We start from the raw sequence: 23,834 nt of genomic DNA on the forward strand, positions 1-23,834 counted from the left end.
GGCGACGGACAGACAGGCCCGTCCCGGAACTGGCTGCGTTGTTCCGTTCGATCATCGACGGCGGCCGGCAGCTCCACCCGCTCGCGTCCGACTTCCTGGAACACTTCATGGACGGCGCGGGCGCCTCCAGGACGATGTCCCTGCGCTGGCTGCGCTCGTTCAAAGTGATCAAGAATGCCGAGCGCAAGAACCAGCGCCGCTTCGAACGGCAGCTCGCCCGGGAGGCGCGGCGGCTGCACGACGGCGCCTCCACCTGGCTGCACGACCACTGGGACGCGCGGATCAACGCGTTCATCGGTACGGAGCTCTTCTACGTCAGCAGGGTGAGCCTGCTGCGCTCGCAGGGCTCGTTCGTCCTGACCCGGGACGGCCGGGAGGTGGAGGTGTCCGGCACGGTCCGCCACCGCTGGTTCGACCCCTATGACTGGGACCGCGGCCGATGGGTCTACATTCCCCGGCACGGGTTCGTGCCGATCGCGGTCGGCCGGGAGCTGGTCGAAGCCGACGAGGCACGCAACTTCCTGATGGAGTCCCGCCACGTCCAGACACTGGAGGGCCGGTACCTGGACGGCCGCTGGCCTCGGCGCGGCAGGGCCAGGTTCGAGTGGTCACTGGTGGGGATGGGGCGCTCATGATCGCAGACCGTCCCGGCCCGCCCGATCCCACCGAGGCCGACAGCGTGGCGGACTTCGTCCACTCGCTGGTCCGGCTCAAACAATGGGCGGGCGAGCCGTCGTTGAGCAGGCTGCGCTCTCTCGGCGGCCAGACGGCGGCCTCGGACGGAGCCATGGTCGACGCGTTGCCGAAGAGCACGACCTCGCATGTTCTGCGGCAGACCGACCGGCTGCCGCGGTGGGATTTCGTGCGGGCCTTCGTCACCGCCTGCCTACGCTCCTGCGACTTTCCGGCCGAGCTGGTTCCCGGTGAGCTCGAACGCTGGCGAGCCGCCAGGACGGCCCTGACCGAACCGGTCACTCCACCCGATGAGCGAATGCCGCCGGAGGCCGTGGCGGAACCTCCGGCGGCGGAGACGCCTGCCACGGGCGAGACCGCCGGCCCGGCAGGGGACGCGACGGCCCAGGCCAGGACCAACGATCGTCTCGCGGCGGATCACACACTCGAACTGCTGTCACGGCGAGTGGTCCGGGAAGAGGACAGGGCCCGAAAAGGGCTGCTGGGCGGCTACAACATCGCGCCCGTCTCCTTCGGGCTGTACGCCGACTCCATCCATCGCGACGACGCACCCGGCGAGGTGGCGGACGACCTGCAGTCGATCGGCCGTCTCTTCACCGGCCTGCGCCCGCAGCGCCTGCTCGTCGTGGGCTCCTCAGGGTCGGGCAAGACAGTGCTCGCCATCGAGCTGGTGCTGCAACTGCTGGAGCCTTTCGTGGCCGCAGATGGCCGACCCGGTCAGCCGCAGATGGTGCCGGTACGCCTGAACGCGACCCGATGGACCTTGGGGCGGCCGTTCGAACCATGGCTGGCCGAGCAGCTGGTGCAGGACTTCGGGCTCGCGGCCAAGGACGCGCTGCGGCTGGTGCGCGATCGCCGGGTGCTGCCGGTGGTGGACGGGCTGGACGAGCTGGACCCCGAGCCGTCGATGGGCCCGCCGCGCCGGGCGATCGGGCTGCTCACCGAGCTCAACCGGTACAGCGACCTTTCCGGGCGGCGTCCGGGAGCGGTCGTCGTGACCTGTCGCGCCGATCGTCACGCCGAGCTGCGCGAGGCCGGGGTCGAGCTGGACAACGCCGCCCGGATCCATCTTCGCAACCTGACCACCGAACAGATCAGCACGTACCTGCACGCCCGCTGGCCGGACCGCCATCCATGCGAAAGGCACCGCGACGACATCCACGCGGCACTGTCCGGACCGGGGGGAAAGGCCGTGCACACCGCTCTCGCCACACCCTGGCGGCTGTTGCTGACCGCCACCGCCGTGGAGGCCGGCGCCGACCCGGTCGAACTGCTCCGGGTGGATCCGCGCGCCGACCCTCGTGAGGGAGCGGCGGTGATCGGCCGGCGGCTGCTGGAGGCGTACGTCCCGGCGGCGACCGGCCTCACGCCCCGCGCCGCCCACAGCGCTCCCTACCAGCCCCCTCAGGTGCGATCGTGGCTCGTGCACCTCGCGGCCCACCTGCGCTGGCAGGCCGCTCGCACCGCCGAGGAGGATCGGCCGCCGCCCGGCCTGACGGCGATCGACATCGTCCCCCACCTGCTGTGGCCGATCGGCGGCCGGCGCCTGGTCCAGGCATTGCACTGTCTGTGCTGTGTGCTCTTCTCGGTCATCGCCATGCTGGTCTTCTGGACGGGCTCGGCGGTCGACAGCCCTGGCGACCTGCGTGACGGACTCGCCCCGGAGGAGATGCTCACCTTGGCCCTCATGACGGGCTGGGTGGGCATCGCAACCGGCCTGTCGCTGTCGCCGTGGCCGGCCGCCGCCGGTGGGCGAACCAATGTCCCTCGCGGGCGGCGCGTCACCGGCGGTCTGCTCGGCGCCCTGGCGGGGCTCCCCGTCGGAGTGCTCGGTGGCCTGGCCGGGCTGATACTGACCGGAGAGCGAATCTTCGGTCCCGTCTTCGCCGTCGCCGCGGGGGGAACCGGGGGGCTGGCGCTTGGCGCGGTCATCGGAGTGACCGCTGCCGGTCGGCGGGGAGCCGAGCGCATGACTGTGTCGGAGGCGGTCCGCGCCGAACCCGTCATCCTGCTGGGCTTCGGACTGTGCGGCGCGCTCACCGGACTGGCGCCGCTGCGGCTGGCCCACGCCGGCCCGGTGCCGCTGGCCGTAGGCGTCACCGGAGCCTTCGTCCTGGCTTTCGCGCTCGGGGTCGTTTTCAAGATCGCCACTGGGGGCTGGAGCAGGGATGCGGAGCTCGCCCACCCGCGGGAGGCCCTCCACCGCAACCCGACGATCGGCCTGGCTTTCGGCCTCACCGGCGGTGTCGCCGCTTTCCTGGTGTTCGTCATGAACCAGGACGTCGTCGAGTCACTGGTGTGCGCGATCGTCGGCGGCGTGACCTTCGGCCTGGCCTTCGGCGCGATCGCCTGGACCCGCGCCATGATCGGCCTGGCCGTCGCAGCCACGCGCGGTCTGCTTCCGTTGCGGCTGTGGGACTTTCTCGACTGGGCCTGCGAGGCACGGCTGCTGCGCGTCACCGGCGCCACGTACCAGTTCCGGCACCGCGAACTCCAGGACTTCCTGACTCCGCCCGAGAGCGCCGGGAACGGCACCGGCCGCGAGTCGTCACGATACGAAGGAACACCGTCGGGCCGGTACGGCTAGTGCGTGCGGACCTCGCGGCCGGCGTCGGCGGGCCGGTCGGAGGCCGCACGGGGCGCGGTGGCGCGGCGGCCCGGGATGGTCAGGACGATCAGCGCCGCCAGCAGCGCCACGCCGCCGCCGATGAGGAAGCCGGCGCGGAAGCCGGCTTCGGACGGCAGCGTCACGGGACCGAGCTTGATCGTCATGTTGGCCAGCACCGCCCCGAGCACGGCGCTGGCGCAGGACGTGCCGATCGAGCGCATCAGGCTGTTGAGGCCGTTGGCGGCGGCCGTCGCGGTGAGCGGTACGGCGCTCATGATGATGGACGGCATGGCCGCGTAGGCGAAGCCGATCCCGGCGGCGACCACGGCGGAGAAGATCAGGATTCCCCACGCCTCGCCCATCAGCACGAGGGCCAGGAGGTAGCCGGCGGCGATGACGATCGTGCCGAGCAGCAAGGACGTCTTGGGTCCGCGGGCGGCCGACAGGCGCGCCGCCACGGGCGAGATGGCCATCATCATCAGCCCGGCCGGCGCCATCCACAGGCCGGCCTCGACCATCGAACGGCCAAGGCCGTACCCGGTCGCCGTGGGCAGTTGCAGCAGCTGGGGCGTGATCAGCGACATCGCGTACATGGCGAAGCCGATGACGATGGAGGCCAGGTTGGTCATCAGCACCTGGCGGCGCACGCTGGTGCGCAGGTCGATCAGCGGCGCGGGCGTGCGCAGCTCCCACCACCCCCACAACAGCAGGATCACCGCCGAGGCGGCGAACATGCCGAGCGTGGTGCCGCTCGTCCAGCCCCAGTCGCTGCCCTTGGAGACCGGCAGCAGGAGCAGGACCAGGCCGGCCGCCAGCCCCGCCGCCCCGACGAAGTCGAAGCGTCCCGGCGACTTCACCGGCGACTCCGGCACGATCAGCAGGATCAGGACGCTCATCAGCAGGCCGAGCCCGGCCGCCGCCCAGAACAGCGCATGCCAGCTGACGTACTGGGCGACGAGCGCGGCGGCGGGCAGCCCGAGCGCACCGCCCACGCCCAGCGAGGAGCTCATCAGCCCGATGGCCGAGCCGAGCCGCTGCGGCGGCAGCACGTCACGCATGATGGCGATGCCCAGCGGGATCACGCCCATGCCGAGCCCCTGCAACGTGCGGCCGACCACCATGGGGGTCAGCGAGTCGGCGGGCGCGCACACCAGGGAGCCGATGGCCAGCAGGAGCGCGCTGGCCATCATGACGCGGCGCTTGCCGTACAGGTCGCCGAGCCGTCCCGACACGGGCATGGCCACCGCGCCGGCCAGCAGGGTCGCGGTGATGGCCCAGAAGGCGTCGGCAGCGGTGGTGTGCAGCAGGGTCGGCAGGGTGGCGATCAGCGGGACGATCAGGGTCTGCATCAGCGAGACCGTGATGCCCGCCGCCGCCAGCACACTGATGATCGCTCCGCTGGACGGGGCGGCGCGCGTCGAACTCATGAGTTCTCCGAATCTCACCGAGAGTATGCACGATGCATATGGTGTGTATCCTACAGTTCGCTATATAGAGGGATATTCGAGACGCGGTGGGGAGGTACTCGTGCGCGAGGAGATCGCTCACATTGAGCGCGAGCTCATGCTCATCGGCCGCTACAAGGAGCTGGCGGCGACGGCCGCGCCCGCCCAGGAACGGCGGCTCGAGCGCGGCAGCAGCTACATCCTGCTCAGCCGGCTCGAGGCCGAGGGACCGATGTCGATCGGCCAGCTCGCGCAGGCATTCAGCCTCGACACCTCCACCGTCAACCGGCAGACCGCCGTCCTGCTCCGCGACGGCCTGGCCGAGCGCATCCCCGACCCCGAGGGCGGGATGGCGCGCAAACTCCGCATCACCGAGGAGGGCCTGCGCCGGGTCGCCGGTGAGCGCGAGTACCGGCTCAACGGCCTCGCCACGGTCCTGAGGGACTGGACCCCGCAGGAGCTGGCCGCCTTCGCCGAAGGACTGGCGCACTTCAACGCCAGCATCGAGCACTAGCCTCGCACACGCCGAACGCCCCGCCGCGCCCCGCAACGGCGAGCCCACCGGGGCGGGACACGGGGCCGGACACGGGGCCGGCCTTGTCGAGCGCGCGCACGGCGACCGCCGCGGGCTCGGCGAAGACGGCGACGTCGGCGGGCATGCCGTCGGGCAGGGGGACGCAGCGGTCGGCCGGAGCCACCAGGTACTCCGCCAGCCCGCCGTCGTCCTGCAGCCCGAGCGCCGCCCCACGCTCGCACAGCGGGTACTCCCCGCGCGCGCACCACCAGCACCGCCCGCAGCCCAGCACCACGTCGGGCACGACCGGGGTGCCGGGGGCGAGGGTGACGCCCTCGCCGGGTTCCGCCACCACGCCGACGACCTCGTGTCCCAGGGTGAGCGGCGCCGCCCGGCCGGTCAGCGGGTGCGGCGACACCGGCACCACGATCGGGCCCGCGTGGTACTCCTCGACGTCGCTGCCGCAGATGCCGCAGAGCGTGACCGCAATCAGCACCTCGCCGGGGCCGGGCCTCGGCACGTCGACGTCGACCAGCCGGACGTCGCCGCGTCCGTACCAGCGCAGCGCCTTCATGCCCGGGACCCGGTCAGCCGGGTCGTCACGCCCGGCCGCTCGGTGAGGCCGTCGGCGAGCTCGACGCCCAGCCCGGGCCGCCCGTCCAGGGTCACCCGGCCGTGCTCCACCCGCGGCAGGCCGGTCGCCAGCTCCTGGTACCAGGTGTGGCGGAACGCGCGCACGCTCTCCTGCACCAGCGCGTTGGGCTGGCTCAGGGCGAGGTGCACGCAGGCCGCGAACGAGACGGGCCCGGTGCAGTCGTGCGGCGCGAACGGCAAGTCGTACGAGTCGGCGAGCGCGGCGATCTTGCGCGCCTCGGTCAGCCCGCCCGTCCAACCGATGTCGACGATCGCGACCCGGATCGCCGAGCGCTCCAGCAGCGCGCGGAACGAGCGCTGCCCGGTCAGCGTCTCGCCGGTGGCCAGCGGCACGGACGTCGCGGCCTGCAGCGTGGCGTAGGAGGCGTGGCTGTCGGACCGCAACGGGTCCTCGACCCAGTACGGGGCGAAGCGCTCGAGCTCCGCGACCAGGCCGAGCGCGGCGTGCAGGCTCCAGAGCCCGTGCAGCTCGACCATGACGTCCATGTCGGGTACGGCGTTCTTGATCTCGTCGAGCACCCGCAGTCCGGCGAGCAGGTCGGCCCGCTCCAGCCGCATGCCGCCGGTGCGCTCGGCCGCCTGGTCGAACGGCCACACCTTCATGGCGCGCAGCCCCTCGTCCCACAGGTCCTTGGCCAGTTCGCCCGGCCGTTCGAGGAAGCCGCGCAGGTCCTCGTACGGCGACGTCTCCGCCAGGCCCCAGTTCGACACGGCCTGGCGCGACTCGTTCTTGACGTACGACGGCCCCGCGCAGGTGTTGTAGACCGGCAGGCCGTCCTGGTAGGGCCCGCCGAGCAGGGCGGCCACCGGCAGGCCCGCCGCCTTGCCGAGCAGGTCCCACACGGCCATGTCGATCGCCCCGTTGCCGCGGGTCTCCACCCCGCTGCCCTGGAAGCCCACGTGGCCGGTGAGCAGCCGGCGCAGCCGCTCCGGGCTGGGCAGCGGCGCGCCCACGAGCTGCGGCGCGACGGTCTCGTGCAGGTACGCCTCGACCGACTCCGCCCCGAAGAACGACTCACCGAGGCCGGTCCGGCCGTCGTCGGTGTGCAGCCGTACCAGGAGCACGTTGGGCTGAATCGGGCATCGGATGGTTTCCAGGCCGACGGCTCGGATGCTCATGGTTCGAGGACCATATCTGGTCAGACCAGCACACACAAGGACCTTGACAGGACCATATCTGCCAGGGAAGCTCGAGCAATCTGGTAAGACCAACGTCAGAACGGATGTTGAGACCATGACGTTGACCAACAGTCCCTTAGCGATCACCATGTGGGATTTCTCCTGGCTGGACCGGGCGTGCTGGCACGGCACCGGGCTCGCCACCGGCGGCGAGCCGCTACCGTGGTCGGCATGACCGCTGATGGCGCGAAGAAGCCGTCGCCCGAGAGCGTGACCGCCGATGACGGGAAGAGGCCGTCGCCCGAGAGCGTGACCGCGGAAAGTGGTAAGACCACGCCGGGAGCGTTGATCGCCGTCCTGGAGGACCGGATCCTGACCGGCCACTGGGCCGCCGGCGTGCGGCTGCCGTCCGAGCGCGACCTGGCGACCGAGTTCGCGGTCAGCCGCCCGGTCATCAGGGAGGTGCTCCGTGCCCTGCAGGAGCGCGGGCTGATCGAGGTCTCGCCGCAGCGCGGCAGCTTCGTGCGCCGCTACACGGCCGAGAACCTGATGCGGCCGATGTACCTCGCGGCCCGCGCCGCCGGCGTGACCGCCCGCCAGCTCATGCGGGCGCGGGTCATGCTGGAGACCGAGGCCGCGGGCCTGGCCGCCGTCAACGCCACCAAGCGGGACCGCACCGATCTGCTCCGCGTCCACCAGCTCTTCGCCCGGCCGGGCGACGTGCACGCCAGGGCACGGGTCGACCTCACCTTCCACGAGACCATCGCCAGGGCCTCCGGCAACCCGGTCATCCACATGATGTTCACTTCGATCCAGGACCTCACGTACGGGCTGATGCTGCGCAGCCTCAGCGACCGCGAGGTGCGGGAGGCCGGCGAGCCCCTGCACACCGTGATCCTGGAGCACATCCTCGACCGCGATCCCGACGGCGCGCGCGAGGCGATGCGCCGCCACCTCGACCTCGCCGAGGAGTTCTACGGTCCCGACATGGACGCCAATCTCGCCGAGGTCATCGAGCACCAGCTCGCCTCCCCTGCGGCGCAGTCCGGCGACGACCTCATGGCGGAGCGCACGCCCTCATGACGTCGCCCCCGCCGCCGCTGATCGGCACCCCGTTCAGGATGCGCGGCCCATTGAGCCGCAGGGCGTCACCGCGTTCGGCGTGGCGGGTGGCGGCGGGTCAGCCGGCGGCGCGGGAGGTGTCCTCCCACTCGGCCCAGGTCTTCAGGCGCTGGGCGTACACGCCGGCGGCGATGTCGTAGGCCGCGCCCGACAGCAGCAGGCGCAGCGGCGGCTCGCCGGCGTCGGCGGCGGCGAGCACGGCCGCGACGGTGGCGTCCGGCCCCGGCGCGGTGATGCCGGCCCGCATCTTGGCCCTGACCTCGCGGAACGGCTCGTAGACGGGGTTGGGCTCGGAGTGGACGGAGGAGTCGCCGGCCCAGTCGGTGGCGTACCCGCCCGGCTCGATGATGGTCACCTTGATGCCGGCGGGCGCGACCTCCTGGGAGAGCGCCTCGGAGAAGGCCTCCAGCGCCCACTTGGAGGCGTGGTAGATGCCCAGACCGGGGAACGCGGCGACGCCGCCGATGCTGGAGACCTGCATGATGTGCCCGCCGCCCTGCTCGCGCAGCAGCGGGATCGCGGCCTGGGTGACCCACAGCGCGCCGAACACGTTGGTCTCGATCTGGGCGCGGGCCTCCGCCTCGGTGAGCTCCTCGACCATGCCGAAGTGGCCGTAGCCCGCGTTGTTGACGACGACGTCCAGACGGCCGAAGTGGGCGTGGGCCTGCCGTACGGCGGCGAAGGCGGCCTCGCGGTCGGTGACGTCCAGCGCGATCGGGAGGATCGACTCGCCATGCCTTTCGACGAGGTCCTTGAGGGTCGCGGTGTCGCGGGCCGTGGCGGCGACCTTGTCGCCGCGCTCCAGCGCGGCGACGGCCCAGCTGCGGCCGAAGCCGCGCGAAGTGCCGGTGATGAACCAGACCTTGCTCATGATGGGTGTCCTTCTGATGATCAGTGTGGTCGGTCCGGGGCCAGCCCTCGGCCGGCCCGGTCGAAGCAGTCGTGGGCGAGCTGGAGGAACCGCTCGAATCCGTCCTCGGGCGACCAGGCGTCGTACGCGGTCCTCAGTACGGCGAGCGCGGTGTTGGCCTGCAGGGCGGCATGCATCTCCGCGCCGGGCGGCGTGCGGGAGGCGACCCACTCGCGAAGCTCGGCGAAGAACCGGTCGGAGGAGTCACGCTTGGACGTCGCCAGGGCCGGTGAGGCCGCCTTGAGCCGCTTCTGCAGCGCCAGGCGGTCGGCCAGCAGCGACATGTAGCCCAGCTGGATCTCCTGCAGCGAGACCCAGAGCGGCTCGTCGTCCGGCCGGTCGTTCATGAGCCCGCGCCACGCGTCCGCCTCCATGGGGTCGGGGTCGAAGACGGTGGCTTCCTTGGTGGCGAAGTAGTTGAAGAAGGTGCTGCGCGAGACGTTGGCCGCGGCGGCGATGTCGTCGACGTTGACCGCCTCGTAGCCCCGCTCGTTGATCAGCCGCAGCGCGGCGGCCCTGATGGACCGCCACGTCTCCAGCTTCTTGCGCTCCCGTAGCCCCAGCTTCTCCTCTTCGGTCACATCTCGAACATAGTAGAAAGTTGGATGGAGTTCAACTTTGGCCGCCGACCAAGTTAACGATGCACACTTCCGCGAATGGCTATCAAGCGTTGCCCGCGGCTTGGACGACCGCGCGGATGAGGTGCTGGTTCTCGGACGCCCCGCCGCCTCCTCCGAAGGAGAAGCGGCGCCGGGTGTAGCTGTAGGCGATGCCGGTGGCGGGATCGGCGAAGGACTGGGCGCCCACCGCGCCGCTGTGGCCGAACGCGGCGGGGCCGAGTGCCGGGTATCGGACGCCCTGGGCTTCGAAGCCGAGCAGGAAGTGGTCGCTCTCGCCGGTGACCAGGTCACGGCCGGGCGTGTGCGGCGCGGTGAACTCGGCCAGCGTGCCCGGACGCAGGAGCGGCGGGTGGCCGTCGATCCGACCGATGGCCGCCGCGTACATCCTGGCCAGGCCGCGCGCGCTGCCGACGCTGCCGGAGGAGGCGGGACCCAGGGCCCGGACCATCCGGGTGTTGGCGAACTCGGCCAGATCGGTGGCTGGGGTGGCGTTGAGGTTGAAGGCGATCCCGGTGAGGCTGTCCGGCGCGGGCGCGTGTGCCGCGGCGGCCTCCTGCTCTTCGGGGAACAGCGGCTGGACCGGGACGTAGCGGGGCTCGAGGTGCTCGGGGAGCCCCAGATAGAAGTCCAGTCCGTACGGAACGCGGATGCGCTCGTCGTACACCTCCTGGAGGGACTTTCCGGTGGCCCGGCGCACCACCTCGCCGGTGAGCGCGCCGATCACGAAGGCGTGGTAGCCGTATCCGGTCCCCGGCTGCCAATAGGGGCGCTGGGAAGCGAGCCGTTCGGCGATGAGCCGGTCGTCGGCCAGCTCGGCGACGGTGAATCCGCCGTCCACGCCGATCAGCCCGGCGCGGTGGGCCAGCAGCTCCCGCAACGTGATCGCGGCCTTGCCTTCGGCGGCGAACTCCGGCCACCAGGAGGCGACGGGCCGGTCCAGGTCCAGCGTTCCGTCCTGGACCAGCAGCGCGACCACCAGGTGCGCGGCGGCCTTGCCCGAGGAGAACAGGGCGTGCAGCGAATCCGCGCTCACCTCCCGGCCGGCCCACAGGTCGACCACCTGGCGGCCCCGGTGATAGACCGCGAGCTGCGCGCCGGGGTCGGGCTCGGCCGCCACGACGGCGGCGAACCGCTCGGCGACGCCCTCGAATCCCGTGGCCACCGTGCCATGAACCAGGCTCGTCGTGCCGGGCATCACTGCACCTCCAGAGTGCCCAGCTCGTCGCTGACGAGGTCGCCGAGCGTGGCGAAGAACGCGGCGATGCCTGGAAGGTTGGCGCCCTTGGCACGAGAGGCGGCGAAGTCCTCCGGCGATCGCCACTCCACCACGTCCAGCCATTCATCGCCGGGCAACCGCACCAGCCGGGCGCCGAGGAAGCCCTCCCGGTCGGCCCGGAAATCCGCCACCATCCCAGGACGGGCGGCCAGCATCTCCTCAGTCTTGTCCGGCGCCACCGTGAACCGGGTCAACTCCACCGCGGTCATCTCTGCCTCCATCGTTCGTGCTCCAACACAGGCCACCATATAGTCACCAATCCATACAGTCAAATTTAGTGACTATCTTGGGCGTTCATGAGAGCCGCCGTGGCGGCGGTGGCGACGATGAGCGCCGCGGCGATCCAGAACGCGAGCCCGGTCGCGTCGAGAGCGGCCGTCCCGGGTGCGATGCCGGCACGGGTGAAGACGTGGAAGAAGGCCGTGCCGAGTACGGCGATGCCGAGCGTGCCGCCGAACTGCTGGACGGCGTTGAGCAGGCCCGCGGCGGAGCCGGTTTCATGGGGGCGGACCCGCGACAGCGCCGTGGTGAAGAACGGAACGGTGAACAGCCCGTTCCCGAGCCCGCCCAGCGCCAGGGCGGCGGGAAGCAGCCAGGTGGCGGTCCGGTAGGCGGCGATGGCGCCGAAGACCCCGGCGAGCAGGGCGGCGAGCCCCGCGAACATGACCCTGGCCCCATACCTGGGGAACAGGCGGGTGCCGCAGACCCATGACGCGACGGCCATCGCGACCGACCACGGCAGCAGGGTCATCCCGGACGCGAGGACGTCGCCGCCCAGGCCGAGCTGCACCTGCAGGACGATCACCACCGTCAAGCCGTTCACCGCCGCGAAGAACAGCGTGGAGGTCGCCAGCGCGGCGGGAAAGGCCCGGCCGCGGAACAGGCTCGGCTCGATCAGCGCGGTGCGGCCGCGGCGGGCGCGGCGACGCTGCTGCCGGCCGAACGCCACCAGCACCACGACGCCGGCACCCAGGGCGGCCCAGGTCCAGGCCGGCCAGCCGGCCGTGTTGCCCTGGATGAGGGGGTAGACGACCAGTCCGGTTCCGAGCATCGCCAGGGCGGTCCCGCTCAGGTCCAAGCGGACGGGCCGGGACGACCTGTTCTCCCGCAGCGCCGGAACGGTGGCCAGCACGACGGCGGAGAGGGGGATGTTGATCAGGAACGCCGCCCGCCACGACACGCCGAACAGGTCGGCGTGGGTGAGCACGGCGCCCAGCACCGGCCCGCAGATGGCGGCCAGGCCCATCACCGGTCCGATGCTGCCCATCGCCTTGGCCAGCTCGGCCCCGTCGAACATGGCCCGGATCAGCCCGATGGTCTGCGGAATGATCAGTGCGGCCGCGGCGCCCTGGATCGCGCGCATGCCGATCAGCATTCCCGGGCCGGTGGCGCACGCGCACATCACCGATGCCAGCGCGAAGGCCGCGACGCCCGCCGCGAACATCCGCCTGCGACCGGCCAGGTCGCCCAGGCGGCCGCCGGGGATCAGCAGCACGGCGAAGGGCAGCGTGTAGGCGGCGCTGAACCACTGGATATCGGATCCGGCGCCGCCGAAATCGTGGTGGATCACCGGAGCGGCCACCGTGACGATCGTGGCGTCCAACAGGTTCATCGCCTCGGCGATCAACAGCGTGACCAGGGCGAGCCACCGCCACCGATACGCCACCGCCGCCGATGTGTCCTCTCGTACGAGCATCCGCTACTCCTTTGCCGGCTTGTGATTGCAGGCAGCAGCGTGATCCCGGGAGGTGCCGGTGTTCCAGCCACAGGACTGTATTGGATGATTTCTTCCACCAGAGTCCGCCAGGCGAAAGAATGTGACCATGCTCGACGATCTGGACCGGGGCCTGATCCATGCTCTGCACATCGACGGGCGGGCCCCGTTCAGCCGGATCGCGGAGGTGCTCGGCGTGTCCACGCAGACGGTGGCGCGCCGCTACCGGCGGCTGCGCGCCGAGGCCGGGCTGCGCGTCGTCGGCCTCCCCGAACAGGACCGCACCGGCCAGGCGCAATGGGTGGTCCGGCTCACCGCCGCCCCGTCCGCCTCGCAGGCTCTGGCCCACGCGCTGGCCCGGCGGCCCGACACCTCCTGGGTCAAGCTGGCCTCCGGAGGCACGGAGATCTTCGCGATCGTCCAGGCGCCGGGCCACAGCGGGCCGTCACGGTCGCTGCTGCTGCACGACATCCCCCGCACGTCCGGGATCACCGCGGTCTCCGCGCAGCTGCTGCTCCACACGTACCTGGGCGGTCCGACGGCGTGGCACGGACGCCTCCAGGCACTCGACGAGCGGCAGCGGCAGCGGCTGGCGCCACCGGCTCAACCCGCCGTCGCGCCAGGCCCGTCCGCACTGACCGGTGCGGACCACGGCCTGATCGACGCCCTGCGCCACGACGGCCGGGCCGGCTACGCCGAGCTGGCCGCCGCGACCGGCTGGTCCCAGGCGACCGTGGCGCGCCGCCTGGCCGACCTGCGCGCCCGGGGGCTGGTCTTCTTCGACGTGGAGGTCGACGCCGCCGCGTACGGCGTCACCACCCAGGCCCTGCTGTGGATGACCGTCGCGCCGGCACACCTGGACCAGGTCGCGACCACCCTCGCCACCCACCACGAGCTCGCCGTCGTCGCCGCCACCACCGGCGCGACCAACCTGCTCGCCTGCGCGCTCTGCCCCACCCCCGCCGACCTGCACCGCTACCTCACCCACCGGCTCAGCGCGCTGGACCAGATCCGCGCCCTGGAGACCGCCCCGGTCATGCACACCCTCAAGGCGGCCGGGCACTCGCCCCGCCGCCCCTCCTGAGGTCCCCGGCCGCTGCCATCCCGGGCACAAGTTCTGGCTCGACGTCTCCAGCACCAAGGGCAAGGGCTGGATCCAGTGCGGACCGTTCACCTATAACGGCGGCCGGTACTACACGCCTGCCCACTACACGAGCTCGGACCCGAACCTGGTCTTCCGCGCAGGCGGCCGGGTGACCACCTCCAAGGTCACGGTCTGGAAGTGAGCCCCCATCACCCGCTGGAGTCCCGGCGGACTGCCCGTACGGCCAGCACGTTCGGGATGGGGCGCTGCTGGGGCTCGTACACGCGCTCGACGGTCAGTCCCGCGTCGATGAAGGCGTTGACCAGGTCGGCCAGCGGCACATGGCTCATCCCGACCCGCTCCCGGATCCCGCCCTTGCGCCACCACGGCGAGCTCTTGTGCCAGCCCTTGATCCGGTACGTGGGATGGATGACCACGGCTCCGTCCTCGCGGGTCTCGATGTGCGGGCCGTTGAAGCACGGGTGCACGCCGTAGAACAGCAGCAACCCGCCAGGGCGCAGGACCCGGGCCGCCTCGCGCAGCAGCCCGGCGAAGTCGGCGATGTCGGTGGAGATCCAGAGCGCGGTGACGGTGCCGAACGTGTCCGCGGCGAACGGAAGCACCGTCGCGTCGCCCTGGAGGAGCGGGGCGGCGCCGTCCCTGCGGCGGGCGAGACGCAACTGGTCGGCGGAACGGTCGAGGCCGACGACGGCCCGGCCGCTGGAGCGGATGGCGTCGAGGTAGAGGCCGGTGCCGCAGCCGAGGTCCAGGCACCGCCCTTCGCCGGGACCGAGCAGGTCACCCAGGTCGGCGATGGTAACGGCGGCGTGGGACCCGATGCGCTCGTCGTACCACTCGGCCTGCCCGTCATACCGTGCGGTCATGATCTATTCATACCCGCTGATTCCGCGGCGTGCGGCACGACATGTGCCGGGCGGCGATGTCCAGGTCTTGACGACTTCCTTACCTACGCAGGCATGTCTCCGGATCTAGCCTTGAAGGGAGGGATGAGACCATGATCATCAATATTGTGCTCGCACTGATCGTCTTGATCACGGTCTGGCTGGCGGTCTCCAGCGTCAGGGTCGTCAACCAGGTCGAACGCGGCGTGGTCTTCCGTTTCGGCAAGGCACAGCGGGAGATCCGCCAGCCAGGGCTCACCTTCCTCATCCCGGTCGTGGACCGGATGAGGAAGGTGAACGTACAGATCGTCACGATGCCGGTGCCCACGCAGGAGGGCATCACCCGTGACAACGTCTCCGTACAGGTCGACGCCGTCGCCTACTTCCGGGTCGAGGAGCCGCTACGGGCGGCCATCGCGGTGCAGAACTACCTGTTCGCGATCGAGCAGGTGGCGCAGACCTCACTGCGCTCGATCATCGGCAAGAGCGATCTGGACGACCTGCTCTCCAACCGTGAGGAGCTGAACAAGGGCCTGGCGTTGATGATCGACAGCCCCGCGCTGGGATGGGGCATCCACATCGACCGCGTGGAGATCAAGGATGTCCATCTTCCCGACACCATGAAGCGGTCGATCGCCCGCCAGGCCGAGGCCGAACGGGAGCGCAGGGCGCGGGTGATCACCGCGGACGGAGAGTTCCAGGCCGCGCGGAAGCTCGCCGACGCCTCGGCCATCATGACCGAGACCCCCGGCGCGCTGCAGCTGCGTCTGCTGCAGACCGTGGTGGAGGTCGCGGCCGAGAAGACCTCCACGCTCGTCATGCCGCTGCCGGTGGAGCTGCTGCGCTTCTTCGAGCGCTCCGGGAAGGACACGCCTGCCGCTGAGCAGGCCGCCGCTCCCTCGGAGCGGCAGCAGGAAGAGCAACCGGCCGTGACGGACGCCGGCACGCCCGAGCTGGCCCCGCCAGGGCCTTCGTTCGAACGTCCCGCCGCGGAACCGGCCGCGAGAAGTGGCGTCGCACGTACCGCATAGACCAAGGGCCGGCTCAGGGCGCGGGTGTCCAGCGCTCGCCCGGCCTCAGGTCCGCGACCCGCAAGCGCGTCCCGGCCAGCGCCGCCGCGTCCGCGGCGGTGCCGCCGGTCCGGAACAGGGCCGACAGCGGATCGTGCCCGTGGGCGTCGTGCACCGGGATGAGCACCTCCGCACCCAGGACGGACGCCCCGGCCACCGCGCGGGCGGGATCCATCACCAGGCGCGGGCCGAACACCGGACGCAGCCCGTTGACCGGCAGCAGGGCGAGGTCCACTGCCCGGTGTTCGGACCGGTACCGCTCCAGCGGGCCCACTTCGGCGATCTCCCCGCCGAAGAAGACCTCGGCGTCGGCCGTGCTGAAGGCGTAGGCGTTGTTGGGCCACATCAGAGTGCGCCCGGAGGGCACCACCCGCATGGACACGCCCGGCGCGATCTTCCGGGTCTCGCCCCAGCCCAGCCGCTCGGCGTTCCGGAAACCGAGCGCTCTGGCCTGGCGAGCCATGCGCGGGAAGGGCACGTACACGGGGACGTCCTTGTCCGGCAGGAGGCGCAGGGCGCGCAGATCCCAGTGGTTGGTGGCCGGGTTGGTGACGACGACGGCGGCCAGGGGAGGCAGGTCGGCGACCCGCAGGCCCAGTGGCTCGCCACGGCGCAGCCACCATCGCTCGATGAACCAGGGGTCGGTGAGCACCTGGTGCCCGTCCAGCTCGAGCAGCACACAGGAGTTCACCACGCGGGTGACCGCGATCGATTGCTTGATCATGCCGCCCACGGTGCCGGTTAATGTATACATGAAGTCAAGCGAGGACCTGTCGATCGGCGAGCTAGCCGAACGCTTCGGTCTGCCCACTCATGTGCTGCGGCATTGGGAGAGCATGGGCCTGCTCCAGCCGGCCCGGCAGACGGGCGGCCGGCGGAGTTACGGGCACGCCGATCTGGAGCGGGTGGCGCTGATCCGCATGGGCAAGGAAGCCGGCTTCACGCTGCCCGAACTGCGTTCGCTCCTGTCCACCGCCAGCCCGATGGACCACCGGGACCTGCTGCGCCATCACGTCGTGAAGCTGGAGGAGCGCATCTCGCGGGCTCGCGCGGCCAAGGAACTCATCGAGCACGCCCTGGCCTGTCCGCACAGCTTCGCCGAATGCGAGCACGCCCGCGAGCAGATCGCGGCACACATCCCGCCGCCCGGGGACACCCCGCGCTCGGGGGTTTGACCCGGCCGGCCGGCGAGGCCGACGGGGACGAAGCGGGCGTATTGCGGGCTCAAGCACTTGTGAAAATGGGAACGGTTTTCAATGTGCTAATCTCTCGATCGCCTAACTCCTCCACGTCTGGACCGTCCATGCGTAATCCCAGGTCTTTGCATGCCCTCATGACAGCTTGTGCCCTTTCACTGGCCGCGTGTTCCCTCCCAGTAGACGGGCAGAGCACGAGCTCCTCCCCCGCCGGTGGCCGGATCAAGGTGGCGATGCTCCTGCCCCCGCGTGCGGGCCTGTCGCCGTTGAGCGACGACGCCTTCAAGCTGTCGCGCTGGTCCACCGCCGAGACCCTGGTCAACCTGGATGAGCAGGGCAACGCGCGACCCGGGCTGGCCACCGTGTGGACGCGGCGTGACGACCGGACCTGGGAGTTCACCGTCCGTCAGGGCGTGACCTTCCATGACGGCACCCGGCTGAGCGCGCAGGTCGCCGCCAACGCGCTGACCCACGCGGCGGAGGCCACTCCCAAACCGCGCATTCTGGACGGCGTGGCGCTCAAGGCCAGGGCCGAGAGCGACAAGGTCGTCGTCACCACGGGCGGGCCGGACCCGCTCGTACCGCACCGGTTGTCCTCTCCGCAGCTGTCGATCCTGGCCGAAAGCGCCTACGGCCAGAACGGCAAGGTGAACCCGGTCGGCACCGGTAGCGGCCCCTTCAAGCTGACCCGCGTCAACGGCACCACGACCGCGACCCTCGACCGCTACGACGGCTACTGGGGCGGAAAGGCCAAGGCAACCGGCATCGACGTCTCCTTCGTCCCGGACGGCACCGCGCGCGCTGCCGCCATCCGCAGCGGCGCGGCGCACATCGCCGAGGCGGTGCCGGTCTCGCAGGCCGCGCTGCTGCCGAAGGAGACGATCAGCGAGGTGCCGATGCCGCGTACCAACACCCTCTACCTGAACACCGCGACCGGCCCCTTCAAGGACCCGGGGGCGCGCGCCGCCGTACGGGCCGCGATCAACGCCGCGCAACTGGTCAAGGGCGTGTACGAGGGCCGCGCCGACGTCGCGGGGGGCCTGCTGGGGCCCGCCCTCCCGTGGGCCGCCGAAGGCCGTCGAGCCCTGACAGAAAGGACGGCACCCGCCGACGCCAAGGGCACGTCGATCTCCCTCGCGACCTACTCCGACCGGCCGGAGCTGCCCGAGATCGCCTCAGTGCTGCAGCAGCAGCTCCAGGCCGCCGGGTTCACGGTCAGGCTCGTGGTGCGGGAGTACGCGCACATCGAGGAGGACGCGCTGGCCGGCAAGTTCGACGCGTTCATCCTCTCCCGGGCGACGATGCTGGACTCCGGCGACCCCGTCGCGTACCTGCAGGCCGACTTCACCTGCGACGGCTCGTTCAACCTGGCCAAGCTGTGCGACAAGGACGTCGACCGGGCGGTGCGCAGGGCTGCGGCGACGGAGGCGGGCGCCGCGAGGCGCGCGGCGATCCTCGAGGCAGAGGCGGCGATCCTGGGCACCGATGCCGCGATCCCGATGCTGCACGAGCGCGTCATCCAGGGCGACGCCACCGCGGTGGTGGACTCGGCGAAGGACCCGCGCGAGCGGCTCCTGGTCACGGTGGACACCCGGCTCAAATGAGGGCGTCCCCGCTGATCTCGCGCGCCGTCTCGCTGGTCGCGATCATCGTCGTGGTCGGGCTGCTGCCCTGGTTGTCCGGTCGCGACGCGGCGCTGTCGCTGCTGCGCGCCCGTTCTGCCGAGCAGGAGCCGTCACCGGAGACGCTTGCGGCCATCCGGCGCGAGCTCGGCCTGGACGGCGGTCCCGTGCCGCTGCTCGGCGACTGGCTGGGAGGCGTGCTGCGCGGCGACTTCGGCCGCTCCTGGGTGGACGGCGGCCCGGTGCTGCCCTTGGTGCTGTCGTCCGTCAGCGTCTCGCTGACGCTGATGGCCGCGGCGCTGGCCGTGACGCTGGTGCTGGTGTGCGTGCTGTGCGCGCCGACGTTGGTGCGCGGTGCGCGGGGCTCATTGCGCGGCGGCCGGGGCACCGGGGCCGCGGCGGCGGCGCTGGGCGCGCTGCCCGAGTTCCTCATCGCGACGCTGCTGCTGGTGACGCTGTCGGTGTGGCTGGGCTGGCTGCCGCCCTACGGCTGGCAGGAGCCGCGGAACCTGGTGCTGCCCGCGCTCGCGCTGGGCATCCCGGCCGGCGGGATCCTGGGGCGGCTGGTGGACGACGCGCTGCCCGCGGTGTTCGCCGAGCCGTGGGTGGGGCTGTGGCGCTCGGCCGGCTGCGGTCCCGGGGTCGTCGCGCGGGCGGTGCTCCGCCGTGCGCTGCCCGCGCTCATCCCCCAGTTCGGGCTGGTCGCCGTGGGGCTGACGGGCGGCGCGGTGGCCGTCGAGACGGTGTTCGCGGTGCCCGGCATCGGGCGGACCGCGCTGGGCGCGGCGGAATCGCAGAACCTGCCGCTGCTGCAGGCCGCGGTGCTCGCCCTCGTCCTCCTCGGCGTGCTCGCCGGTACGCTGGCCGGTGCCGTCCGGCGCTGGATGCTCGGCCCCGGGCTGCGCGACGCCGCCCTGTCGCTGCCCGCGCCGGACCCGCTCCCGGCGGCCAGGGCGGGCCGGCTGGTACCGGCCGCCTGCGCCGCCGTGCTGGCGGTGGCCATCGGCTGGGGTCTGTTCCTCGATCCGCTGGCCGTCGACCTGGCGGCCAGGCTCGCCGGGCCGAGCTGGGAGCATCCGCTGGGGACCGACGCGCTGGGCCGGGACGTGCTGGCCAGGGCCGGTCACGGGGCGGCGGCCACGCTGGGGGTGGCGGCCCTGGTGTGTGCGGCCTCGTACGCGCTCTCCCTGGCCATGGGCTTCCTGCCCGGTGTGGCCTCCGGCACCGCCGAGATCGCCAACGCCGTGCCGCCGGTGATCGCCGGCATCCTGGTCGCGGCGCTGCTGGGGCCCGGCACGCTGGGCGCCTCCGTCGCGGTCGCGCTGGTGTCCTGGCCCGTGCTCGCCGCTCACGCGGCCGCCCTGGTGTCCGAGACCCGCGCCGCGGCCCACCTGGTGGCCCAGCGTGCCATCGGCTCCCCGCCCGCCTGGATCCTGACCCGCCACGTCCTGCCCGCGGTCGCCGGTCCGATCGCCCGCCACGCGGTGCTGCGGCTGCCCGGCGTCGCGCTGGCCCTGGCGTCCCTCGGCTTTCTGGGGCTGGGCGCCCAGCCGCCCGCCCCCGAGTGGGGGCTGACGCTGGCCGAGTCGCTGCCGTACGTCGAGCGCGCGCCGTGGGCGGCGCTGGTCCCGGCGGGCATGCTCCTGCTGCTGGCCGCGCTGGCGGTGTCGCTGTCCACGCTCCGCCGCGGGCCGGGAGATCCGGCATGACGGGCCCCGAGCCGCTGCTGGCCGTGCGCGACCTGCGCGTCACCGGCCGGGACACGGAGCTCGTACGGGGGCTGTCCTTCGAGGTGAACCGTGGGGAGATGCTCGCCGTCGTCGGCGAGTCCGGCGCGGGCAAGTCGCTCACCGCGCGAGCCGTGCTCGGGCTGCTGCCGCCCGGCCTGCGCGCCTCCGGCAGCGTACGCCTGGACGGGCAGGAGTTGTGCGGCGCGCCCCAGCGCCTCTACCAGCGGGTACGTGGACGGCTTGTCGCCTTCGTGCCGCAGGACGCGCTGTCGGTGCTCAGCCCCGTGCACACCGTCGGCGACCAGATCGCCCTCGCCGCGAGATCGGTGCGGCGGCTGAGCCGTAGTGCCGCCATGGAGCGGGCGGTGGCCGCTCTCGACCGGGCCGGCATCCCGGACGCGGCGCGGCGCGCGCGTGCCTATCCCCACGAGTTCTCCGGCGGGATGCGCCAGCGCGTGGTGATCGCCATGGCCACCGTCAACGATCCCGCCCTCGTCATCGCCGACGAGCCGACCACCGCGCTGGATCCCCTCGTCCAGGACCGCATCCTGCGCATGCTGGGCGAGCAGCGCGAACGGTCGGGGGCGGCCGTGCTGCTGGTCACGCACGATCTGGCGGTGGCCGCGGCGCACGCCGAGCGCGTGCTCGTCATGTACGCGGGCCGGCTCGCGGAATCCGGGCCGGTCGGCCAGGTGCTGAGCCACCCGCGCGCCCCCTACACCGGCGGCCTCGTCGCCTCTGTCCGGATGACGGGCCGGCGGCTGCCCTCGATCGGCGGCTCGCCGCCGTCGGCCGGCGCGCTGCCGACCGGGTGCGCCTTCGCGCCCCGCTGCCCGGCCGCCGCTGACGCCTGCCGAGCGCGGGAGCCGCAGCCGTACGAGGCCGGCGACGGGCGGCTGGCCGCCTGCCACCGGCTCGGCGAGCTGCCGGATCCGGTCACCGAGCTGTTCGAGGAGTCCCGATGACAACGCCCCTGCTGGAGGTGCGTGACCTGACCGTCCGCTACCCGGCACGTGGCCGCCGTACCCCGCCGGTCCTCGCGGTCGATCGTGTCTCGTTCACCGTGCGGGCCGGCGAGACCCTTGCCCTGGTCGGCGGGTCGGGGTCGGGGAAGTCCAGCATCGCCGCCGCCGTGCTGATGTTGCGCAGGCCCGAGGGCGGGTCGGTGCGGTTCGAGGGGCGCGAGCTCACCGGACTCGACGAGCGGGCCCTGCGCCCGCTGCGGCCCGCGCTGCAGCCCGTCTTCCAGGACCCGTACGGCTCGCTCAGCCCACGGCTGCGCGTCCACGACGCGATCGCCGAACCGCTGCGCGTCCAGGGACGCTGGGATCCGGTGACGGGCCGGGCGCGGGTCGCCGAGCTGCTCGAGCTCGTCCGCCTGGACGCCTCGCTCGCCCGGCGCCGGCCGCACGAGCTGTCCGGCGGCCAGTGCCAGCGCGTGGGCATCGCCCGCGCCCTCGCCTGCTCCCCCAGGCTCCTGGTGCTCGACGAACCCGTGTCCGCGCTCGATCCGTCCGTACGGGCCGGGATCGTCAACCTGCTCACCGAGCTGCGCGACGAGCTGGGCCTCGGCCAGCTGTTCATCGCCCACGACCTGGCCCTGGTCCGGCATGTGGCGCGGCACGACGTCGCGGTGCTGCACCACGGCCGGATCGTCGAGACCGGCCCGGCGCACCAGGTGTGGGACGCGCCCGCCCATCCCTACACCCGCGAGCTGCTCTCGGTGGGCAGGCCCTCGCTCAGCGCCGGAGGCGTACCGGACCCGCGTCGATCGGCACGCGTACCGGGAGGTACGGCTTGCGGCGCAGATCGTGGCCCTCGTGGAAGTCAGGCTGGCGGTTGAGCTGGTTGGCGATGGCGTACAGGTCGGCGCAGCTCCGGCCATGTGTTCCGCCCGTACGGGGCGGTCCCCTACGACGCGCGGCTGATGAGCTGGAACCGGGACGCCCGCATCGTGTCGCTGTGGACCCCCACCGGCCGCGTGACTGTGCCGTACACCGGACGTCCAGAGGATCTCTGCGCCGCGCGCCGGGGCGCGCCCTTGGTCACGTACGCGGAGGACCTGCCCATCGTGCGCCGCTACTGGCGTCACGTCTTCGGCAAGCAGCTCGCGACCCCGGCCGCGGTCACCGTGCCGAACCTGTACGCCGTCCTGTCGGCGGTCACCGCGGGCGCCGGCTACAGCGTGCTGCCCGCTCGCTGTGCCAGGAGCACCTGGCCTCGGGCCGGCTCGTGCGGGTCCGCGACCGGCTCCGGCAGGCTGCCCGGGCCTGGAGCTAGAGGCTAAGGTACTTAGTTTCGCAGGAATAGGTACCCATATGGGTGACCCTCCCGTCCCCCACGCGCGGCCGCCATGCGCATGATGGACAGCGTCTCGACTGTGGGAGTGCTGCATGAACACCTATGCCTTCATGGGACAGAGCATCCGGCAGGACCTCGACACGAGCGTCCATGGTCTGGCCTGGGACCGGATCAGATCCAAGGTCCTGGGCGCCGACGAGAGCGAGGGTCAGGGCGAGCGGATCGCCTCTTGGTCGCTTTCGCCGAACATGTTCTCCGCGCTCCGGGCGCGGCGTCTCGTCCGTACCCGGCTTGCCACGTGGGGTCTCGCCGGACCGGCAGCGGCCGCTGAGCGGCTGGCCGGCGAGCTGGTCGCCGATGCGGTGTGGCAGGCGCGCGGGTCGTACCGGCTGACCGTCTGGGCCACGGGTGGCCTGCTGCGCTGCGAGGTCGAGGTCGAGGTCGAGGCCGCGACCGGCGCGCTGACGCAGCGCCATCCCGATGTTTTCGAGCAGCTGGCGTGCTGCTGGGGCACCTCGGACAAGACTCTCTGGTTCGAGCTCCCCGCCTGAGCGGAGGCCATCGGCCGGCTCGGTAAGGCCCGGGGCAGCATGGGCGCGCTGATGAGTTGGCATTTCCATGACCAGCCACGAACGCGGACGGCGCGAAGAGACGGTCACCGTGCGTGATATTGGGAGCGACTACGGCCGCCAGCGGTCCTTCGTTCTCCGTCTGGAAGGATGCCATGCGTTCCTCGACTCGACGCCGGAAATACCCGCTCGTGGTCACAGCGGTGGCCCTGGCGGCGAGCACGCTCTCGCCCGTGTCCGCGTCCGCCGGCGCGAGACTCGAGCCGCCGCCCCCACGCCCTTGGGTGAAGCTCTGCCAGGTACTCAAGCAGATGCCCGTGCACCGGGGCATACGCTGCCCCCGCCCGCCCAGGACCCCGCCCTGGAGCCTCTCGCCTGCCAGGCTCGCGGCCAACGGCGCCCAGCGGGCGACGATCAACGAACTTCCGGTGCCGAGCAGTCCCGCGAGTCCCATCAGCATCAAGAAGGGGCCGGATGACGCGTTGTGGTTCATCGGCGACAAGGTCGGCAGCATCACCACGGCGGGGACGATCAACGAGTATCCGCTGCCGACCCGTTTCTCGGGGGGCTTCGAGATCACGGAGGGCCCCGACGCCAAGCTCTGGCTCACCGAGAACTACGTCGACCGAATAGCAGTCGTCACTCCATGACCAGGCCAGCGGACCGTGATGACGGTGCTGCCGGC

General features: G+C 71.9%; 24 protein-coding genes. 14 read left to right on the forward strand and 10 right to left on the reverse strand.

The genetic code is table 11. The features are described from left to right. Nucleotides 1-38: 38 nt before the first annotated feature. A complete protein-coding gene (locus ABN273_RS47295; RefSeq protein ID WP_349456161.1) occupies nt 39-635 on the forward strand; it encodes a hypothetical protein in 597 nt (198 codons plus the stop codon). Further along, the gene (locus tag ABN273_RS47300) at nt 632-3,280 is read left to right on the forward strand and encodes an NACHT domain-containing protein (protein ID WP_349456162.1); all 2,649 of its coding nucleotides are present in this window, start codon (nt 632-634) and stop codon (nt 3,278-3,280) included. Before ABN273_RS47295 ends, ABN273_RS47300 begins: the two co-directional genes overlap by 4 nt. Here ABN273_RS47300 and ABN273_RS47305 read toward each other — a convergent pair. After that, a complete protein-coding gene (locus ABN273_RS47305; protein ID WP_349456163.1) occupies nt 3,277-4,728 on the reverse strand; it encodes an MFS transporter in 1,452 nt (483 codons plus the stop codon). The genes ABN273_RS47300 and ABN273_RS47305 overlap by 4 nt on opposite strands. Before the next feature lie 100 nt (nt 4,729-4,828). Between ABN273_RS47305 and ABN273_RS47310 the strand changes: the two genes are divergently transcribed. Further along, on the forward strand, nt 4,829-5,260 hold the full coding sequence (locus ABN273_RS47310; protein ID WP_349456164.1) for a MarR family winged helix-turn-helix transcriptional regulator: 432 nt from the start codon (nt 4,829-4,831) through the stop codon (nt 5,258-5,260). Here ABN273_RS47310 and ABN273_RS47315 read toward each other — a convergent pair. Continuing rightward, nucleotides 5,238-5,834 carry an alcohol dehydrogenase catalytic domain-containing protein gene (locus ABN273_RS47315; RefSeq protein ID WP_349456165.1) on the reverse strand — a complete coding sequence of 199 codons (597 nt, stop codon included), beginning with the start codon at nt 5,832-5,834 and terminating at the stop codon, nt 5,238-5,240. The two genes, ABN273_RS47310 and ABN273_RS47315, sit on opposite strands and share 23 nt — an antisense overlap. Beyond that, nucleotides 5,831-7,033, reverse strand: a complete 1,203-nt coding sequence (locus ABN273_RS47320; RefSeq protein WP_349456166.1) for a mandelate racemase/muconate lactonizing enzyme family protein — start codon at nt 7,031-7,033, stop codon at nt 5,831-5,833. Before ABN273_RS47320 ends, ABN273_RS47315 begins: the two co-directional genes overlap by 4 nt. 231 nt (nt 7,034-7,264) lie before the next feature. Between ABN273_RS47320 and ABN273_RS47325 the strand changes: the two genes are divergently transcribed. Beyond that, a complete protein-coding gene (locus ABN273_RS47325) occupies nt 7,265-8,116 on the forward strand; it encodes a FadR/GntR family transcriptional regulator (protein ID WP_349456167.1) in 852 nt (283 codons plus the stop codon). Nucleotides 8,117-8,213: 97 nt separating this feature from the next. Here the strand turns inward: ABN273_RS47325 and ABN273_RS47330 are convergent, their stop codons facing one another. From ABN273_RS47330 to ABN273_RS47350, 5 genes are all read right to left on the reverse strand, one after another. After that, nucleotides 8,214-9,026 (reverse strand): SDR family NAD(P)-dependent oxidoreductase, encoded by an 813-nt coding sequence (locus ABN273_RS47330; protein WP_349456168.1) that lies wholly within the window; start codon nt 9,024-9,026, stop codon nt 8,214-8,216. 20 nt (nt 9,027-9,046) lie between these two features. Next, nucleotides 9,047-9,646, reverse strand: coding sequence for a TetR/AcrR family transcriptional regulator (locus tag ABN273_RS47335; protein WP_349456169.1), 600 nt, complete (start codon nt 9,644-9,646; stop codon nt 9,047-9,049). Nucleotides 9,647-9,728: 82 nt separating this feature from the next. Continuing rightward, nucleotides 9,729-10,880 carry a serine hydrolase domain-containing protein gene (locus tag ABN273_RS47340; protein WP_349456170.1) on the reverse strand — a complete coding sequence of 384 codons (1,152 nt, stop codon included), beginning with the start codon at nt 10,878-10,880 and terminating at the stop codon, nt 9,729-9,731. Beyond that, nucleotides 10,880-11,170: an antibiotic biosynthesis monooxygenase family protein gene (locus ABN273_RS47345; protein ID WP_349456171.1), complete on the reverse strand. Its 291-nt coding sequence runs from the start codon at nt 11,168-11,170 to the stop codon at nt 10,880-10,882. The genes ABN273_RS47340 and ABN273_RS47345 overlap by 1 nt, the downstream gene beginning before the upstream one ends. A gap of 65 nt (nt 11,171-11,235) precedes the next feature. Continuing rightward, complete coding sequence (locus ABN273_RS47350) at nt 11,236-12,657, reverse strand: MFS transporter (RefSeq protein ID WP_349456172.1); 1,422 nt, start codon at nt 12,655-12,657, stop codon at nt 11,236-11,238. A 127-nt stretch (nt 12,658-12,784) separates the two neighbouring features. Between ABN273_RS47350 and ABN273_RS47355 the strand changes: the two genes are divergently transcribed. Next, nucleotides 12,785-13,759, forward strand: a complete 975-nt coding sequence (locus ABN273_RS47355; RefSeq protein ID WP_349456173.1) for an Lrp/AsnC family transcriptional regulator — start codon at nt 12,785-12,787, stop codon at nt 13,757-13,759. A gap of 209 nt (nt 13,760-13,968) precedes the next feature. Here the strand turns inward: ABN273_RS47355 and ABN273_RS47360 are convergent, their stop codons facing one another. After that, nucleotides 13,969-14,643, reverse strand: a complete 675-nt coding sequence (locus tag ABN273_RS47360; protein ID WP_349456174.1) for a class I SAM-dependent methyltransferase — start codon at nt 14,641-14,643, stop codon at nt 13,969-13,971. A gap of 131 nt (nt 14,644-14,774) precedes the next feature. Between ABN273_RS47360 and ABN273_RS47365 the strand changes: the two genes are divergently transcribed. Beyond that, nucleotides 14,775-15,692: an SPFH domain-containing protein gene (locus ABN273_RS47365; RefSeq protein ID WP_349456175.1), complete on the forward strand. Its 918-nt coding sequence runs from the start codon at nt 14,775-14,777 to the stop codon at nt 15,690-15,692. 13 nt (nt 15,693-15,705) lie between these two features. Here the strand turns inward: ABN273_RS47365 and ABN273_RS47370 are convergent, their stop codons facing one another. Beyond that, entirely contained in the window at nt 15,706-16,455 is a 750-nt protein-coding gene (locus ABN273_RS47370; protein WP_349456176.1) for an MBL fold metallo-hydrolase, read from the reverse strand. 28 nt (nt 16,456-16,483) lie between these two features. Here ABN273_RS47370 and ABN273_RS47375 point away from each other — a divergent pair, with 28 nt between their 5' ends. The 8 genes from ABN273_RS47375 (at nt 16,484) to ABN273_RS47410 (ending at nt 23,799) form a co-directional block, all read left to right on the forward strand. Continuing rightward, a complete protein-coding gene (locus ABN273_RS47375; protein ID WP_349456177.1) occupies nt 16,484-16,906 on the forward strand; it encodes a MerR family transcriptional regulator in 423 nt (140 codons plus the stop codon). Between the two features lie 254 nt (nt 16,907-17,160). Continuing rightward, a complete protein-coding gene (locus ABN273_RS47380; protein WP_349456178.1) occupies nt 17,161-18,531 on the forward strand; it encodes an ABC transporter substrate-binding protein in 1,371 nt (456 codons plus the stop codon). After that, nucleotides 18,528-20,258 carry an ABC transporter permease subunit gene (locus ABN273_RS47385; RefSeq protein WP_349456179.1) on the forward strand — a complete coding sequence of 577 codons (1,731 nt, stop codon included), beginning with the start codon at nt 18,528-18,530 and terminating at the stop codon, nt 20,256-20,258. The genes ABN273_RS47380 and ABN273_RS47385 overlap by 4 nt, the downstream gene beginning before the upstream one ends. Beyond that, entirely contained in the window at nt 20,255-21,244 is a 990-nt protein-coding gene (locus ABN273_RS47390) for an ABC transporter ATP-binding protein (protein WP_349456180.1), read from the forward strand. Before ABN273_RS47385 ends, ABN273_RS47390 begins: the two co-directional genes overlap by 4 nt. Beyond that, a complete protein-coding gene (locus ABN273_RS47395) occupies nt 21,241-22,122 on the forward strand; it encodes an ATP-binding cassette domain-containing protein (RefSeq protein ID WP_349456181.1) in 882 nt (293 codons plus the stop codon). Before ABN273_RS47390 ends, ABN273_RS47395 begins: the two co-directional genes overlap by 4 nt. Before the next feature lie 42 nt (nt 22,123-22,164). After that, nucleotides 22,165-22,566 carry a type 2 periplasmic-binding domain-containing protein gene (locus ABN273_RS47400; RefSeq protein WP_349456182.1) on the forward strand — a complete coding sequence of 134 codons (402 nt, stop codon included), beginning with the start codon at nt 22,165-22,167 and terminating at the stop codon, nt 22,564-22,566. Nucleotides 22,567-22,672: 106 nt separating this feature from the next. Then, complete coding sequence (locus ABN273_RS47405; RefSeq protein WP_349456183.1) at nt 22,673-23,131, forward strand: hypothetical protein; 459 nt, start codon at nt 22,673-22,675, stop codon at nt 23,129-23,131. 173 nt (nt 23,132-23,304) lie between these two features. Then, entirely contained in the window at nt 23,305-23,799 is a 495-nt protein-coding gene (locus tag ABN273_RS47410; protein ID WP_349456184.1) for a virginiamycin B lyase family protein, read from the forward strand. Nucleotides 23,800-23,834 lie beyond the last annotated feature (35 nt).

The organism is Nonomuraea sp. B19D2 (assembly GCF_040137845.1).
In the GTDB taxonomy this organism is placed as follows: Bacteria; Actinomycetota; Actinomycetes; order Streptosporangiales; family Streptosporangiaceae; genus Nonomuraea.

Bases quoted from the DNA above. Each gene is read 5' to 3' on its own strand.
- ABN273_RS47365 (WP_349456175.1), top strand. From the start codon at position 14,775: ATGATCATCAATATTGTGCTCGCACTGATCGTCTTGATCACGGTCTGG.
- ABN273_RS47300 (WP_349456162.1), top strand. From the start codon at position 632: ATGATCGCAGACCGTCCCGGCCCGCCCGATCCCACCGAGGCCGACAGC.
- ABN273_RS47395 (WP_349456181.1), top strand. From the start codon at position 21,241: ATGACAACGCCCCTGCTGGAGGTGCGTGACCTGACCGTCCGCTACCCG.
- ABN273_RS47325 (WP_349456167.1), top strand. From the start codon at position 7,265: ATGACCGCTGATGGCGCGAAGAAGCCGTCGCCCGAGAGCGTGACCGCC.
- ABN273_RS47340 (WP_349456170.1), bottom strand. From the start codon at position 10,880: ATGCCCGGCACGACGAGCCTGGTTCATGGCACGGTGGCCACGGGATTC.
- ABN273_RS47345 (WP_349456171.1), bottom strand. From the start codon at position 11,170: ATGACCGCGGTGGAGTTGACCCGGTTCACGGTGGCGCCGGACAAGACT.
- ABN273_RS47320 (WP_349456166.1), bottom strand. From the start codon at position 7,033: ATGAGCATCCGAGCCGTCGGCCTGGAAACCATCCGATGCCCGATTCAG.
- ABN273_RS47375 (WP_349456177.1), top strand. From the start codon at position 16,484: ATGAAGTCAAGCGAGGACCTGTCGATCGGCGAGCTAGCCGAACGCTTC.
- ABN273_RS47330 (WP_349456168.1), bottom strand. From the start codon at position 9,026: ATGAGCAAGGTCTGGTTCATCACCGGCACTTCGCGCGGCTTCGGCCGC.
- ABN273_RS47405 (WP_349456183.1), top strand. From the start codon at position 22,673: ATGAACACCTATGCCTTCATGGGACAGAGCATCCGGCAGGACCTCGAC.
- ABN273_RS47350 (WP_349456172.1), bottom strand. From the start codon at position 12,657: ATGCTCGTACGAGAGGACACATCGGCGGCGGTGGCGTATCGGTGGCGG.
- ABN273_RS47305 (WP_349456163.1), bottom strand. From the start codon at position 4,728: ATGAGTTCGACGCGCGCCGCCCCGTCCAGCGGAGCGATCATCAGTGTG.
- ABN273_RS47390 (WP_349456180.1), top strand. From the start codon at position 20,255: ATGACGGGCCCCGAGCCGCTGCTGGCCGTGCGCGACCTGCGCGTCACC.
- ABN273_RS47315 (WP_349456165.1), bottom strand. From the start codon at position 5,834: ATGAAGGCGCTGCGCTGGTACGGACGCGGCGACGTCCGGCTGGTCGAC.
- ABN273_RS47355 (WP_349456173.1), top strand. From the start codon at position 12,785: ATGCTCGACGATCTGGACCGGGGCCTGATCCATGCTCTGCACATCGAC.
- ABN273_RS47360 (WP_349456174.1), bottom strand. From the start codon at position 14,643: ATGACCGCACGGTATGACGGGCAGGCCGAGTGGTACGACGAGCGCATC.
- ABN273_RS47385 (WP_349456179.1), top strand. From the start codon at position 18,528: ATGAGGGCGTCCCCGCTGATCTCGCGCGCCGTCTCGCTGGTCGCGATC.
- ABN273_RS47380 (WP_349456178.1), top strand. From the start codon at position 17,161: ATGCTCCTGCCCCCGCGTGCGGGCCTGTCGCCGTTGAGCGACGACGCC.
- ABN273_RS47370 (WP_349456176.1), bottom strand. From the start codon at position 16,455: ATGATCAAGCAATCGATCGCGGTCACCCGCGTGGTGAACTCCTGTGTG.
- ABN273_RS47410 (WP_349456184.1), top strand. From the start codon at position 23,305: ATGCGTTCCTCGACTCGACGCCGGAAATACCCGCTCGTGGTCACAGCG.